A 14,864-nucleotide genomic window follows, 5' to 3' on the forward strand; every position below is an offset into this window, starting at 1 on the left:
GACGTCAGTCCTTGATCTGGATGCCGATGCCCGCCGCGATGACCGGCGCGAGCTGCTGCACCTGGAAGGACGTGAGAGTCGCTCCGCGGAGGCTGTTGGCATCGAGGAAGGCGACAGCGTCGAGGCCGCGCAGGTCGAGGTCCTTCGCCCGCATGCCCCGCGAATCGACCTCGTCGGTCGACGTGGCGGTGAATCTCGCGCGCGTCAGCTCGGCCTGCGGCATGTCGATCGTGCGGATGGCGCAGCCGGAGATCTCGAGATCGGTGACCTTCGCCGCACCGAGGTTCAGGTAGTCGATGCGCACGTCGCGCAGCTCGAGCTCCGAGATGCGCGACTCGCTCAAGTCGAGCGTGCCGATGCGGCCACCGCTGATCCGCACCCGCCGCACGCCGGCATCGCGCATGCGGAGCGAGGCGATGCGCACACCCGGCATGTCGACGTCGACGACCGTCGCTCCGGTGAGATCGACCGTGTCGGCGTCAGCGCTCACCACGCACTGCTCGAGCGTCGAGTAGGCGAGATCGACGGTGCCGCTCAGGTCGAGCCGGGCGGCGATCAGGTCGGCGCTGCGTCGGGGAACAGCGGGCTCGAGCACGGGCGGGAGGTCGGGGTCGGTGATGCGGGGAGGAGCGGGGGACTCGGGGGTGCGGGCCATGGTCCGAGCGTAGGGCGCGCCGACGACATCGCGAACCGGGAGCGGGGCGCCGGGCGCCGGAGAGGAGAGCGGCGTCCTGAGGGGATGCGCACGCGTACACTGGAGGGAAGAGCATCGATCCGGCCATCACCGGGGAGCTCTCGGAAGAACGGCGCGGCCCTCGGGCGGTGCTCAGTAGAACCGAGCGGGGCAGGCCCGTCACAGCCGCAGTGAGAGTGGTCGCGTCGCAAGGCGCGGCACGCGAGGTGGTACCGCGGTCCGTGAGGGTCGTCCTCGCAGGAGCATCCGCCACGACGACCACTGCGAGACACGATGACCTACCCCCGTTCCTCCTTCGGCCCCGCCGCCGACTCCGTCGCGCCCAGCCCCCGCTTCCCGCAGATCGAGGAGGAGGTGCTCGCCTTCTGGAAGACGGACGACACCTTCCGCGCCTCGATCGCGCAGCGTGAGGGCTCGCCCGAGTGGGTGTTCTACGACGGCCCTCCCTTCGCGAACGGCCTGCCGCACTACGGCCACCTGCTCACCGGATACGCGAAGGACGTGTTCCCGCGATTCCAGACCATGACGGGTCATAAGGTCGACCGTGTCTTCGGCTGGGACACGCACGGCCTGCCCGCAGAGCTCGAGGCGATGAAGCAGCTCGGCATCACCGAGAAGGCCGAGATCGAGGAGATGGGCATCGACGTCTTCAACGCGAAGGCGAAGAGCTCGGTGCTCGCCTACACGCACGAGTGGCAGGACTACGTCACCCGTCAGGCGCGCTGGGTCGACTTCGACCGCGGTTACAAGACGCTCGACCTGGGCTACATGGAGAGCGTGCTGTGGGCGTTCAAGACCCTGTACGACAAGGGCCTCGCTTACGAGGGATACCGCGTCCTCCCGTACTGCTGGCGCGACGAGACCCCGCTCTCGGCGCACGAGCTGCGCATGGACGACGACGTCTACCAGATGCGCCAGGACCCCTCCGTGACGGTGACCTTCCCGCTCACAGGCGCCAAGGCCGAGGCGCTCGGCCTCACCGGTGTGCGCGCCCTCGCATGGACCACCACGCCCTGGACCCTGCCGACCAACCTCGCGCTCGCCGTCGGTCCCGACATCGAGTACGTGGTGCTGCCGGCCGGACCCCGCGGTGCGGCGGACGTGCATCAGGCCGCGGGGACGACGGACGCCGCCGTCGAGGCGTCGGCCCACCGATACCTGCTCGCAAAGCAGCTCATCGGAGGCTATGCCAAGGACCTCGGCTACGAGAGTGCCGATGACGCGCTGGCCGCCGTCGATGCGACCGTGCGCGGTGCCGAGCTGCAGGACGTCACCTACGACCGGCTGTTCGACTACTACGCCGACACCGAGACGTACGGCACCGAGAACGCCTGGCGCATCCTGGTCGACGACTACGTCACGGTCAGCGACGGCACCGGCATCGTCCACCAGGCTCCGGCCTACGGTGAGGACGACCAGCGGGTCGCCGGTGCCGCCGGAATCCCGACGATCCTGTCGCTCGACGACGGCGGCAAGTTCCTCCCGAACGTCACCGACGTCGCGGGCCAGCTCTGGATGGACGCGAACACGCCGCTCGTGCGCCTGATCCGTGAGAACGGCCGGCTGATCCGTCTGCAGAGCTACGAGCACTCGTATCCGCACTGCTGGCGCTGCCGCAACCCCCTGATCTACAAGGCCGTGTCGAGCTGGTTCATCCGCGTCACGGACATCAAGGACGACATGCTCGCGAACAACGAGCAGATCACGTGGGTGCCGGAGAACGTCAAGCACGGACAGTTCGGCAAGTGGCTCGAGGGCGCGCGCGACTGGTCGATCAGCCGCAACCGCTACTGGGGCTCGCCCATCCCGATCTGGAAGAGCGACGACCCCGAGTACCCGCGCGTGGACGCGTACGGGTCGCTGGAGGATCTGGAGCGCGACTTCGGCACGTTGCCGCGCAACCCCGAGGGCGAGGTCGACCTGCACCGGCCGTACATCGACGACCTCACGCGTCCGAATCCGGACGACCCCACGGGGAAGAGCACGATGCGCCGCATCGAGGACGTCTTCGACGTGTGGTTCGACTCGGGCTCGATGCCCTACGCGCAGGTGCACTACCCGTTCGAGAACCAGGAGTGGTTCGACTCGCACGCGCCGGCGGACTTCATCGTCGAGTACATCGGCCAGACCCGCGGCTGGTTCTACGTCATGCACGTGCTGTCGACCGCGTTGTTCAATCGTCCGGCCTTCACCGGCGTCAGCTGCCACGGCATCGTGCTGGGCAGCGACGGCTACAAGATGTCGAAGTCGCTGCGCAACTACCCGGACGTGTCCGAGGTGCTCGACCGCGACGGCTCCGACGCGATGCGCTGGTTCCTGATGTCGAGCTCGGTGCTGCGCGGTGGGAACCTCGCGGTCACGGAAGAGGGCATCCGCTCGGGGGTCCGCGAGTTCCTGCTGCCGCTGTGGAACTCGTGGTACTTCTTCGCCACGTACGCCAACGCCTCGGGGGCCGAGGGCTACCAGGCCGAGTGGCGCACCGACTCCACGGATGTGCTCGACCGCTACATCCTGGCCCGTCTGGGCGACCTCGTCCGCGAGGTGCGCGTGGATCTGGAGGGGCTGGACTCCACCACCGCGTCCGCGCGGCTGCGCGACTTCGCCGAGGTGCTGACCAACTGGTACATCCGCCGCTCGCGAGACCGCTTCTGGACCGGCGTGACGGAAGACCCGAAGAGCCGCGAGGCCTTCGACACCCTCTACACCGTGCTCGAGACGCTCACCCGTGTGGCGGCGCCTCTCGTGCCGCTCGTCAGCGAGCGCGTGTGGCAGGGCCTGACCGGCGGTCGCAGCGTGCACCTGACCGACTGGCCGGACGACACGCAGTTCCCGGCAGCGGACGAGATCCGTGACGCGATGGACGCGGTGCGCGAGCTGTCGAGCGTCGGCAACGCGCTGCGCAAGAAGGAGAAGCTGCGCGTGCGCCTGCCCCTCGCACGCTTCACGGTGGTCTCACCGCTCGCGGCGTCGCTCGGACAGTTCGAGGACATCCTCCGTGAGGAGCTCAACGTGAAGTCGGTGGAGCTCGTCACACTCGCCGATGACACGGCGGCGGAGTACGGCATCGCGCACCGCCTGAGCGTCAACGCCCGTGCGGCGGGTCCGCGCCTCGGCAAGGACGTGCAGAAGGCGATCCAGGCGGCGCGCTCCGGTGACTGGAGTGAGGTCTCCGGTGTCGTGACGGCAGGTGGCATCGTCCTCGAGCCGTCGGAGTACGAGCTCGTGCTCGAGACGACCGGCCGCCCGGAGGGGGAGGCCCTGGCCATCGTCCCGACGGGTGGCTTCGTGCTGCTCGACACCAGGACGACCCCGGAGCTCGAGGCCGAGGGACTCGCACGCGATGTCATCCGCGCCGTGCAGGAGACGCGCAAGAACGCCGACTTCGACGTCAGCGACCGCATCCAGCTGGTCCTCCGGTTCCAGGACGACGTGGACACCCAGGCTGTCGTGTCGGCGTTCGACCTGGCCGGCATCGCGGCAGAGACTCTCGCCGAGGAGTACTACGTGATCGACGCGCAGGGAGACTCGATCTTCGGACACGGAGCGGTCCTGGCCGCGGCTGCGGGAGTGACGCCCGAGTTCTCCGCGGTCATCCCCGCCGGGACATATGCCAATGCCGGCGACTTCACGATCGCCGTCACCAGGATGGGAGCGGGAGCATGAGTGACAAGGACAGGGCGGATGCCGTCTACGAGGCCCTGCTGAGCCGCGCCGGAGAGCGCTGGGTGCAGCCGCGCAAGGAGCGCACCGCCCGCATCCTCGCGTTCCTCGATGACCCGCAGCGCACGTACCGCGTCGTGCACATCACGGGTACGAACGGCAAGACGTCGACCGCGCGGATGATCGAGAGCCTCCTGCGGGCGCACGATCTGCGCACGGGACTGTTCACGAGCCCACATCTGGAGCGCTTCACCGAGCGGATCATGATCGACGGCGAGCCCATCGCCGATGAGGCCGTCGCGGATGCGTGGGACGAGATCGAGCCGTTCGTCGACATCGTCGATGCCGAGCTCGAAGCCGCGGGTGATGCTCCGCTGACGTTCTTCGAACTGCTGACCGTGCTGGCGTTCGTCGCCGTGGCCGATGCGCCGATCGACGTGCTCGTGCTCGAGGTGGGCATGGGTGGGGAGTGGGACTCCACGAACACCGCCGACGGCGACGTCGCGGTGTTCGCGCCGATCGACATCGACCACGCCGACCGTCTCGGCAGCACGATCGCCGAGATCGCCGAGGTCAAGGCCGGCATCATCAAGGAGGGCGCGGCCGTGGTGTCCGCCCAGCAGCCCGCGGAGGCGGCCGAGGTGCTGCGTCGCGTGGCGGCGGAGCGCAACGCGACCATCGCGTTCGAGGGCGAGGAGTTCGGTCTCACCGAGCAGAAGCTCGCCGTCGGCGGCCAGTTGCTCACGATCCGTGGCCTGGCGGGGGAGTACACCGAGGAGTACCTGCCGCTGTACGGCGCTCACCAGGGGCACAACGCCGCTCTCGCAGTGGCCGCCGTCGAGTCGCTGATCGGCGGTGCCACCCAGCGCATCGCCGCGGACATCGTGACGGCGGGTCTGCAGGAGAGCACCTCACCGGGCCGGCTGCAGTTGCTCGGCATCGCCCCGACCGTGATCGTCGACGCGGCTCACAACCCGCACGGCGCCAAGGCACTCGCGCAGGCTCTGGACGACAGCTTCGACTTCGACGAATGGGGCCTGGTGCTCGGTGTGCTCGCCGACAAGGACGCCGCCGGCATCGTCGCCGAACTGGCACCGGGAGCGGCGCACGTGTTCGCCACCGCTCCGGATTCGGATCGCGCGAGCGATGCGGATGCGATCGCCGACCTCGTCGAGCAGGCCGGACAGCGGGCGACCGTGCACCACTCGCTGGCCGACGCCGCCGACGCCGCGCGCGAGTGGGCCGCATCCTCCGATCGACGCGCGGTCATCATCGCGGGCTCCGTGGTGCTCGCCGGAGAGGCGGTCGCCCTGGCGCAGGACGAGGACTGGAAGGCGGGGTGGCGCGCATGAGCGCCGACGCGACACCGGCTCGCCGTACCCGCCGGCCGCGCCCGCCGCGCACGCTCGTGCAGAAGCTCGCACCTGTCGTGCTGGGTTTCGAGGCCATCGTGGTCTTCCTCGTGGGCCTGACGATCTTCGGGCTGCGGCAGCTTCCCGACGGTATCGAGCAGTGGTGGGCGATCGTCGCCGGGGCGGTGGTCGCGCTCGCCTGCATCGCGATCGCCGGGATGATCACGAAGCCCTGGGCGATCACCGCCGGGTGGGTCGTGCAGGCACTCGTCGCCCTATCGGCGTTCTTCGTTCCCTCCATCCTGCTCGTCGTCCTGATTTTCGGCGGCATGTGGGCGTATGCGACCATCGGAGGGGCCCGATTGGACGCACGACGCCCGGCCGGACCCACGACCGAGACTCAGACCACGCAGATCTCAGACACAGAGAGTGAATGACATGGCCACCGAAGAAACCCTCGTCCTCGTCAAGCCCGATGGCGTCGCTCGCGGCCTCACCGGCGCGATCCTCGCCCGCATCGAGGCGAAGGGCTACGCCCTCGTCGATATCCGCCTGGTGGAGCCCGACCGCGACCTGCTGGCCGAGCACTACGCCGAGCACGAGGGCAAGCCGTTCTACGAGCCGCTGCTCGAGTTCATGCTCTCCGGCCCCTCGGTCGCCATCCGTCTCGCGGGCAACCGCGTGATCGAGGGCTTCCGCTCGCTCGCCGGCACCACCGACCCGACGACCGCTGCGCCCGGCACGATCCGTGGCGACTTCGGTCGCGACTGGGGCCTCAAGGTGCAGCAGAACCTCGTGCACGGCTCGGACAGCCCCGAGTCTGCCGCGCGCGAGCTCGGCATCTGGTTCGACTGAGAACCCGTCCGCACGTGAAAAGCCCGCCCGCCGAGTCTCGGCGGGCGGGCTTTCGTCGTCTCCGCCGTCGGCGGAGCGGGGATCAGAAGATCATGCCGATGACCTCGCCGAGGAGATCGAGGCCACGCAGCTGAGCGAGCAGGATGACGACGGCGTACGCGAGGATCGTCGCGAGCGGGACCCAGGCCATCAGCTTCTCGGCGCGGGCCTTCGTCTTCTCGTTGCTGGTGAAGGTGCCGTTGCGGGTGAGGTGCAGCATCGTCGCGAAGAATGTGGGGATGGTGACCGACCAGGTGAGCATGCACCAGGGGCAGAGAACGCCGAGGTTGGGGGCGTAGATGCTCTGCCAGATCAGCCAGCACACGAGGCCGAAGGCGAAGGTGACCCCGGCACCGAAGGTCAGCCAGAACCACCGCGGGAAGCGGGATCCCGCGAGCAGGGCGACGCCGACGAACAGCGGCGCCATCCAGCCGGCGATACCGAGAATCGGGTTGGGGAAGCCGAAGACCTCGCCCTGCCAGGATTCGAGGTTCTTCCCGCACTGGATCATCACGCTCACGTTGCAGCTGAGGACGGCGTCAGGGTTGGCCGCCAGGACGAACTTCTCGACAGTGAGCTGGAAGGCGGCGAACCAGCCCACCACACTTGCGATGATCAGCCAGACGGCGTAGATGACGGGGCGGGTGCGCTGCTCGCTCATACTGGGGATTATCCCAGCGACTGCTATGGATGCGGCGAGAACAGGCCGGAGAAATGTCCGGCCCGGATGACGGGATGCCGCGAACGGAGCCACTTGGTGCGATAATGGCCTGTGATGCGATGAACGGCGTTGCCGCGACACGCGTCGAGCAGACTTCGGGGTCCAATGCCCCACGCGATCAGAGCCATGAGCCGGTCGCAGACCGAGTGAGTTCGCGGCACCTGCGGGTACCGCATGAGATTTCACGGAACACCGAGTGTCCCGTGCAGGGAGTAAGCCAGAGATGGCCGATGAGAACAATGACAACAACGCCCCTACCCTCGACTTCCCGGCTGACGCCGCGGGAGAGCTGACGGAGCCCACGGCTCCCGGCGCGGACGACCGCGCGGGGTCTTCGGGCGAGGGCGAAGAGCCGTCCACTGCTGCGGAAGCCGCCGAGGCTGCAGAAGTGGCTGAGGCTGCAGAGGTGGCCGAGGACGCGGCCGCCGATGACGTCGCGGCCGGTTACGCGGCGGCGGATGACGCTGCTGCGGCTGCCGACGACGCCGCTGCTGCGGCCGAGTCGATCGCAGAGGCCGTCGCCGAGGCGAAATCGGAGGCGGAGAACGAGGCCGCTGACGAAGTGCCGGCTACGGACGAAGCTCCCGTCGCGGACGAAGCTCCCGTCGCGGACGAAGCTCCCGCTGCGGACGATGCCCCCGCGGTCGAAGAGGCTCCTTCTGCTCCCGAGGCTCCGGCTCCGGTGACCGCCGTCTCCCTCGGCCTGCTGCCCGAGGTGTTCGTCTCCCAGGTCTCCACGCAGCTGCACTTCTACGCGCCGGAGATCGTACCGCTGCCCGCACGTCCGGGTCGCGAGCGCATCTTCGACCGCATCGCCGACCGCGACCAGCCGCAGGACGATGCAGCCGGCCGAGGCCGCGGTCGTCGTCGCCGGGGTGGTTCCGAGGGTGACGACCAGCGCGAAGAGCCGCGTCAGCGTCAGCGTGTCGTCGAGTACATCACCGAGCCGAAGGCGATCAAGGGATCGACCCGTCTCGAGGCGAAGAAGCAGCGTCGCCGCGACGGTCGTGACGCCGGCCGCCGTCGCCCTGTCGTCACCGAGGCCGAGTTCCTCGCACGCCGTGAGTCCGTCGACCGCAAGATGGTCGTCCGTTCCAAGAACGGCCGCACTCAGATCGGCGTCCTCGAGGACGGCGTGCTCGTCGAGCACTACGTCGCCCGCAACCAGGACGCGTCGCTCATCGGAAACGTTTACCTGGGGCGCGTGCAGAACGTCCTCCCCAGCATGGAGGCCGCGTTCGTCGACATCGGGCGCGGGCGCAACGCCGTGCTCTACTCCGGTGAGGTCGACTGGGACGGCGTCGAGACCGGCAACCAGCCGCGTCGCATCGAGCTGGCCCTCAAGCCCGGCGACCGTGTTCTCGTGCAGGTCACGAAGGACCCCGTCGGCCACAAGGGTGCCCGTCTCACGAGCCAGATCTCGCTTCCCGGCCGCTACCTGGTCTACGTGCCGGGCGGGTCGATGAACGGCATCAGCCGCAAGCTCCCCGACAATGAGCGGGCGCGCCTCAAGCGCATCCTCAAAGAGGTGCTGCCGGAGTCCTCCGGCGTGATCGTCCGCACCGCGGCAGAGGGTGCGACCGAGGACCAGCTCACGCGCGACGTGCAGCGGCTCACCTCGCAGTGGGAGCACATCCAGAAGCAGGTCGAGAACCAGCAGGCGCCCGCGCTCCTGCACGCCGAACCCGACCTTCTCGTCAAGATCGTCCGCGATGTCTTCAACGAGGACTTCACGAAGATGCTCATCCAGGGTGAGGACGCCCAGCAGACCATCCGCGCCTACCTGGAGAGCGTCGCCCCCGACCTCCTCGAGCGCGTCGAGGCCTACGAGGACGAGACCGATCCGTTCGATGCATTCCGCATCACGGAGCAGATCGAGAAGGCTCTCGACCGCAAGGTATGGCTGCCCTCCGGCGGTTCGCTCGTGATCGACCGCACCGAGGCCATGACGGTCGTCGACGTCAACACCGGCAAGTTCGTCGGCTCCGGCGGAAACCTCGAGGAGACCGTCACCAAGAACAACCTCGAGGCGGCGGAGGAGATCGTCCGCCAGCTGCGTCTGCGCGACATCGGCGGCATCATCGTCGTCGACTTCATCGACATGGTGCTCGAGTCGAACCGCGACCTCGTGCTGCGTCGACTGATCGAGTGCCTGAGCCGCGACCGCACGAAGCACCAGGTGGCAGAGGTCACCTCGCTCGGCCTGGTGCAGATGACGCGCAAGAAGCTCGGTCTCGGCCTGCTCGAGACCTTCAGCGAGGCGTGCGAGGTCTGCGCCGGTCGCGGTGTCATCGTGCACCACGACCCCGTGGTGAAGCACCGTTCCAGCAGCAACGGCGGCGGCAGCAACGGCGGCAACGGGCAGAGCGGTCGTCGTCAGCGCGGCAACGGCGGCAGCGGGAACGGACAGAGCCAGAGTGCTCCCTCCGCTCCTCCGGTCACCCACAGCATCACCGAGGGCGCGAAATCGGCCCTCGCGCAGATCGCCGCCTCCACCATCGCCCCGGCGGCGGATGGCGCGCCCGCAGTCGAGTCGGCCGATGTCGCGGCTGAGGCGCCCGCGGCCGCCGAACGTCCGAAGAAGGCCCGCAAGAAGCGCGGCGACCGCAAGGGGCCGAAGACTCCCGCCGAGCAGCTCCTCGACTCGGTCCTCGACGCTCTTCCGGAGCCGAAAGCTCCCGGTCAGGGGCGAGGACGCCGTCGGGTGAGCACTGCTGCGCTCACCGGCACTCCCGTCTCGGTGAACAACGAGCCGTCAGCGCCGGTCGCGGCTGCGGATTCGGAGTCCTGAGGCGATCAGCCGGCGCACCAGTTCCTTGCCCTGCACGTGGTGAGCGCCGGCGGCGACGAGCCGGGGGATGATCTCCTCCGGCACGTCGTAGTGGTCGAGGTCGAACGCACGTGCGGGGACGTCGTTCGCGCGCGCGAACACGTGCAGCTCGTCGAGGCTCTCATCGCTGACCAGGTGCGCCCAGAGGCGTCCGTGGGCGGGCCAGAGGGGTTCGTCGACGAGTACGGTCACCCGGTCAGCCTACGACCGCCTCGACAGGGCAGGGCCGGAAGCGGAATGTGAGACGCCTCGGAGCCGCGCCGCTTTGCGACACCGACCCGCATCCGGTAAAGTAGTCCCTTGGTGCGTATGCCGCGTCGTCCTCGTCGGTCGAAGCGGAGAGTCTTGCGTTCGCGCCCGCCGTTCTGCGGCGCATGCAAGCAACAGTCTTCCCGTGAGATCTCGGAGCCGCGAGCTCCCCAACGAAACAGGTATGAAGTGGTTTACGCAGTAGTGCGCGCCGGTGGGCGGCAGGAGAAGGTCGAGGTCGGCACGATCGTTCAGCTCGACCGTGTCAAGGCTGCCCAGGGCGAGAAGATCGAGCTGGCCGCCGTGCTGCTCGTCGACGGCGCCACGGTGACCACCGACGCTGACTCGCTGGCGAAGGTCAAGGTCACGGCAGAGGTCATCGGCAACCTCCGCGGCCCGAAGATCATCATCCAGAAGTACAAGAACAAGACCGGCTACAAGAAGCGTCAGGGCCACCGCCAGGAGCTCACGCGCGTCAAGATCACCGGCATCAAGTAAGCCCGAGGGGACTAGGACATGGCACACAAAAAGGGCGCAAGCTCAACCCGTAACGGTCGTGACTCCAACGCTCAGCGCCTCGGCGTGAAGCGCTTCGGCGGTCAGCAGGTCCTCGCCGGCGAGATCATCGTTCGCCAGCGCGGCACGCACTTCCACCCCGGCGTCAACGTCGGTCGTGGTGGCGACGACACGCTGTTCGCTCTGGCCGCCGGTGCGGTCCAGTTCGGCGCGAAGGGCGGCCGCAAGGTCGTCAACATCGTCGCCGCAGCTGAGTGATCACAGCGCGACACTAGATATCCGGTTCGGGGCGGGCTTCGGCTCGCCCCGTCCGTGTATCTACCCTCCGAAAACGCACAGCAACCCTGAGGACTAGCAAATGGTCACGTTCGTCGACACCGTCACACTGCACCTGCGTGCGGGTAAGGGCGGCAACGGCTGCGTCTCCGTGCACCGCGAGAAGTTCAAGCCGCTCGGTGGTCCCGACGGCGGCAACGGTGGCGACGGCGGCGATGTCGTGCTCGTCGCCGACCCGCAGACCGGCACGCTGCTCTCGTACCACCACTCGCCGCATCGTTCCTCCGGCAACGGTGGGCCGGGCATGGGCGATCACCGCTCCGGATTCCTCGGCGAGACGCTCGAGCTGCCCGTTCCGGTCGGCACGGTGGTGAAGAACACCGCGGGCGACGTCCTCATCGACATGATCATCCCCGGCGAGCGGTTCGTCGTGGCCAAGGGCGGTATGGGTGGGCTCGGCAACGCCGCCCTCGCCACCCCCAAGCGCAAGGCTCCCGGCTTCGCGTTGCTCGGCACTCCCGGCCACGAGGGCGACATCGTCCTCGAGCTGAAGACCGTGGCCGACATCGCCCTCGTGGGGTACCCGTCGGCCGGCAAGTCGAGCCTGATCGGCGCGATCTCCGCCGCCCGCCCCAAGATCGCCGACTACCCGTTCACGACCCTCCATCCGAACCTCGGCGTGGTGCAGGTCGGCGACTTCCGCTACACGGTCGCCGACGTGCCCGGACTCATCGAGGGTGCGAGCGAGGGCCGAGGACTCGGTCTCGAGTTCCTCCGTCATGTCGAGCGCTGCTCGGCGCTGTTGCACGTTCTTGACTGCGCGACTCTGGAGCCCGGTCGCGACCCGATCTCCGACCTCGACGTCATCCTCGCGGAACTCGGCGCCTACGAGGTGCCCGAGGGACAGACGCCGCTCCTCGAGCGCCCGCAGTTCATCGCTCTGAACAAGATCGACGTCCCCGAGGCACGCGACCTCGCTGAGCTCGTGCGTCCCGATCTCGAGGCTCGCGGCTTCCGGGTGTTCGAGATCTCCACGGTCTCGCACGAGGGTCTGCGTCCCCTCACCTTCGCGCTGGGCGAGCTGGTCGAGAAAGCCCGTGCCGAGGCCGCGCTCGAGACGCCGCCGGAGCGCGTCGTCATCCGCCCGCGAGGCTCCAAGAAGGACTTCACCATCCGGGTCGAGGGCGGCACCTACGGCAACGTCTATCGCATCATGGGCGAGAAGCCGGTGCGCTGGGTGCAGCAGACCGACTTCCAGAACGAAGAAGCCGTCGGGTATCTCGCCGATCGTCTCGAGAAGCTCGGCGTCGAGGACGAGCTCTTCCGCCTCGGTGCGGTGCAGGGATCGACCGTCGTGATCGGCGAGGGCGACAGCATCGTCTTCGACTGGGAGCCCACCATGACCTCGGCGGCAGAGTTGATGAGCGCGCCTCGGGGGACCGACCCCCGTCTGGCACCGAATTCGCGCCGGACGACGTCGGAGCGACGCGAGCAGTACTACGAGCGCATGGATGCCAAGGCCGAGGCTCGCGCCGAGGTGGAGACGCAGCGTCTCGCCGCGTACCGCGAGGACGGCGAGTGACAGCACGCACACGCGCGGATCTGGCCACCGCGTCCCGCATCGTCGTCAAAGTCGGATCCTCCTCGATCAGCGGAGACTCGTCGTGGCGGATCCCCGTCATCGTCGAAGCTCTGGCCGCGGCGCATGCACGCGGAGCCGAGGTGGTCCTGGTGTCGTCTGGTGCGATCGCGTCCGGAATCCCGTTCCTGCGGCTCGACGCCCGCCCGACCGACCTCGCGACCCAGCAGGCCGCGGCGGCCGTTGGTCAGAACATCCTGATGTATCGCTACCAGGAGTCGCTTCGTCCCTTCGATATCGTCGCGGGGCAGGTGCTCCTCACCACCGGCGACCTCGAGAACCCGACATCGCGCTCCAACGCCCGTCGCGCGATGGAGCGGCTGCTCGGGCTTCGCACCCTGCCGATCGTGAACGAGAACGACACTGTCGCGACGCAGGAGATCCGCTTCGGCGACAACGACCGGCTCGGCGCGCTCGTCGCCCAGCTGATCGAAGCCGACGCGCTCATCCTTCTCAGCGATATCGAATCGCTGTACACGCGACCTCCGACGGACCCCGGCGCCGAACCGATCGATGTCGTGGCTCCCGATGCCGACCTGACCGGCCTCGAGTTCGGGGCGACCGTCGTCAACAGCGTCGGCACGGGAGGAGCGGCCACGAAGGTCTCGGCCGCGCGTCTCGCGGCGGCATCCGGCATCGGCGTCCTGGTCACCAGCGCCGACCTCGTCGAACAGGCCCTCGCCGGTGCGGAAATAGGAACCTGGTTCGAGCCGGCCACCTCATAAACTGGGCGGATGACCGACCAGACCCCACAGGTGCGCCTGGAGCGCGCCAAAGAGGCCTCCCGCGCCGCTGCCGCGCTCACGAGCGACGACAAGGCGCGGGTGCTCGAAGCGATCGCCGTCGCCCTTCTCGACGCCGCGCCGCGCATCATCGAGGCGAACGCCCGCGACATCGTCCGTGGGCGTGACGAGGGCATCGGGGAGTCGCTCATCGACCGGCTGCGTCTCGACGAGAAGCGCGTGGCGGCCCTCGCCGCCGCTGTGCGCGAAGTCGCGGCCCTCGCCGACCCGGTCGGCCGCGTCGTCGGCGGGCACAGGATGCCCAACGGTGTCGCCCTCGAGCAGGTGCGCGTGCCGTTCGGAGTGGTCGGCGCCATCTACGAAGCCCGGCCGAACGTGACGGTCGACATCGCCGCGCTCGCGCTGCGCGCGGGCAATGCCGTCGTGCTGCGCGGGGGGAGTGCCGCGCGCGAGTCGAACACCGTGCTCGTCGACGTCATGCGGCGGGCGGTGGAGAGCGTTGGACTCACGAGCGAGGCGATCCAGACCGTCGATGACTTCGGTCGCGAGGGCGCGAAGGCGCTCATGCACGGTCGCGGCTTCATCGATGTGCTGGTGCCACGGGGGAGTGCCGGTCTCATCGAAGCCGTCGTCACGGAGTCGACCGTGCCCGTCATCGAGACCGGAGCGGGCAACGTCCACATATTCCTCGACGAGACGGCCCCGGACGATTGGGCGAGCGACATCGTCGTGAACGCCAAGGTGCAGCGCCCCAGCGTGTGCAACGCGGTGGAGACGGTGCTGGTGCATCGTCAGGCGGCTCCGCGTCTGATCCCGCTCGTGGCCAGCGCTCTGCAGAGTGAGGGCGTCGCGATCCACGGTGACGACATGGTCGCCGGCATGGTGTCGAACGTGATCCCGGCGGTCGAGGAGGACTGGGAGACCGAGTATCTGAGTCTCGACATCGCGATCAAGGTCGTCGACTCCCTCGACGAGGCCCTCGACCATATCCGCCGTTACAGCACGGGACACACGGAGTCGATCATCACGACCGACTCGCGCAACGCGGAACGCTTCCTCGCCGAGGTGGATTCCGCCGTCGTGATGGTCAACACGTCGACGCGCTTCACCGACGGCGGCGAATTCGGATTCGGCGCGGAGGTCGGCATCTCGACCCAGAAGCTGCACGCTCGCGGGCCCATGGGGCTGTCCGAGTTGACCAGCACGAAATGGCTCGCGCGTGGGTCGGGGCAGACCCGCGGCTGAGGGCTAGACTGGGGGACGCTGTACCTCACAGGATCCCGAACAGCA

At 68.4% G+C, this 14,864-nt stretch carries 13 protein-coding genes; 10 read left to right on the forward strand and 3 right to left on the reverse strand.

From position 1 onward, the window contains the following. Positions 1-4 precede the first annotated feature (4 nt). Positions 5-655 (reverse strand): pentapeptide repeat-containing protein, encoded by a 651-nt coding sequence (locus ABDC25_RS07370; RefSeq protein WP_347125632.1) that lies wholly within the window; start codon positions 653-655, stop codon positions 5-7. Between the two features lie 312 nt (positions 656-967). On the opposite strand from ABDC25_RS07370, the gene ileS reads away from it, so the two are divergent. The 4 genes from ileS to ndk are packed head-to-tail and all read left to right on the forward strand — an operon-like array spanning position 968 to position 6,561. Continuing rightward, complete coding sequence (ileS, locus tag ABDC25_RS07375) at positions 968-4,357, forward strand: isoleucine--tRNA ligase (protein WP_347125634.1); 3,390 nt, start codon at positions 968-970, stop codon at positions 4,355-4,357. Beyond that, positions 4,354-5,706, forward strand: a complete 1,353-nt coding sequence (locus ABDC25_RS07380; RefSeq protein WP_347125636.1) for a folylpolyglutamate synthase/dihydrofolate synthase family protein — start codon at positions 4,354-4,356, stop codon at positions 5,704-5,706. The genes ileS and ABDC25_RS07380 overlap by 4 nt, the downstream gene beginning before the upstream one ends. Next, a complete protein-coding gene (locus ABDC25_RS07385; RefSeq protein ID WP_208323550.1) occupies positions 5,703-6,143 on the forward strand; it encodes a DUF4233 domain-containing protein in 441 nt (146 codons plus the stop codon). Before ABDC25_RS07380 ends, ABDC25_RS07385 begins: the two co-directional genes overlap by 4 nt. 1 nt (position 6,144) lies before the next feature. Beyond that, a complete protein-coding gene (gene ndk, locus ABDC25_RS07390) occupies positions 6,145-6,561 on the forward strand; it encodes a nucleoside-diphosphate kinase (RefSeq protein ID WP_017830321.1) in 417 nt (138 codons plus the stop codon). Positions 6,562-6,643: 82 nt separating this feature from the next. Here the strand turns inward: ndk and ABDC25_RS07395 are convergent, their stop codons facing one another. Then, complete coding sequence (locus tag ABDC25_RS07395; protein WP_347125638.1) at positions 6,644-7,261, reverse strand: vitamin K epoxide reductase family protein; 618 nt, start codon at positions 7,259-7,261, stop codon at positions 6,644-6,646. A gap of 283 nt (positions 7,262-7,544) precedes the next feature. On the opposite strand from ABDC25_RS07395, the gene ABDC25_RS07400 reads away from it, so the two are divergent. After that, positions 7,545-10,112, forward strand: coding sequence for an Rne/Rng family ribonuclease (locus ABDC25_RS07400; RefSeq protein ID WP_347125640.1), 2,568 nt, complete (start codon positions 7,545-7,547; stop codon positions 10,110-10,112). Here the strand turns inward: ABDC25_RS07400 and ABDC25_RS07405 are convergent. Next, positions 10,077-10,343 carry a DUF4031 domain-containing protein gene (locus ABDC25_RS07405; protein WP_021198518.1) on the reverse strand — a complete coding sequence of 89 codons (267 nt, stop codon included), beginning with the start codon at positions 10,341-10,343 and terminating at the stop codon, positions 10,077-10,079. The genes ABDC25_RS07400 and ABDC25_RS07405 overlap by 36 nt on opposite strands. Positions 10,344-10,589: 246 nt before the next feature. Between ABDC25_RS07405 and rplU the strand changes: the two genes are divergently transcribed. The 5 genes from rplU (at position 10,590) to ABDC25_RS07430 (ending at position 14,819) form a co-directional block, all read left to right on the forward strand. Continuing rightward, positions 10,590-10,898 (forward strand): 50S ribosomal protein L21, encoded by a 309-nt coding sequence (gene rplU, locus ABDC25_RS07410; RefSeq protein ID WP_028501602.1) that lies wholly within the window; start codon positions 10,590-10,592, stop codon positions 10,896-10,898. An 18-nt stretch (positions 10,899-10,916) separates the two neighbouring features. After that, positions 10,917-11,174 carry a 50S ribosomal protein L27 gene (gene rpmA, locus ABDC25_RS07415; protein ID WP_028501603.1) on the forward strand — a complete coding sequence of 86 codons (258 nt, stop codon included), beginning with the start codon at positions 10,917-10,919 and terminating at the stop codon, positions 11,172-11,174. Positions 11,175-11,274: 100 nt separating this feature from the next. Further along, positions 11,275-12,774, forward strand: a complete 1,500-nt coding sequence (gene obgE / locus ABDC25_RS07420; protein ID WP_029260171.1) for a GTPase ObgE — start codon at positions 11,275-11,277, stop codon at positions 12,772-12,774. Next, positions 12,771-13,556 (forward strand): glutamate 5-kinase, encoded by a 786-nt coding sequence (gene proB / locus ABDC25_RS07425; protein ID WP_021198520.1) that lies wholly within the window; start codon positions 12,771-12,773, stop codon positions 13,554-13,556. Before obgE ends, proB begins: the two co-directional genes overlap by 4 nt. 9 nt (positions 13,557-13,565) lie before the next feature. Further along, positions 13,566-14,819, forward strand: a complete 1,254-nt coding sequence (locus ABDC25_RS07430; RefSeq protein WP_029264967.1) for a glutamate-5-semialdehyde dehydrogenase — start codon at positions 13,566-13,568, stop codon at positions 14,817-14,819. Positions 14,820-14,864 lie beyond the last annotated feature (45 nt).

This window comes from Microbacterium sp. SY138, assembly GCF_039729145.1.
Taxonomy (GTDB): domain Bacteria; phylum Actinomycetota; class Actinomycetes; order Actinomycetales; family Microbacteriaceae; genus Microbacterium; species Microbacterium maritypicum_A.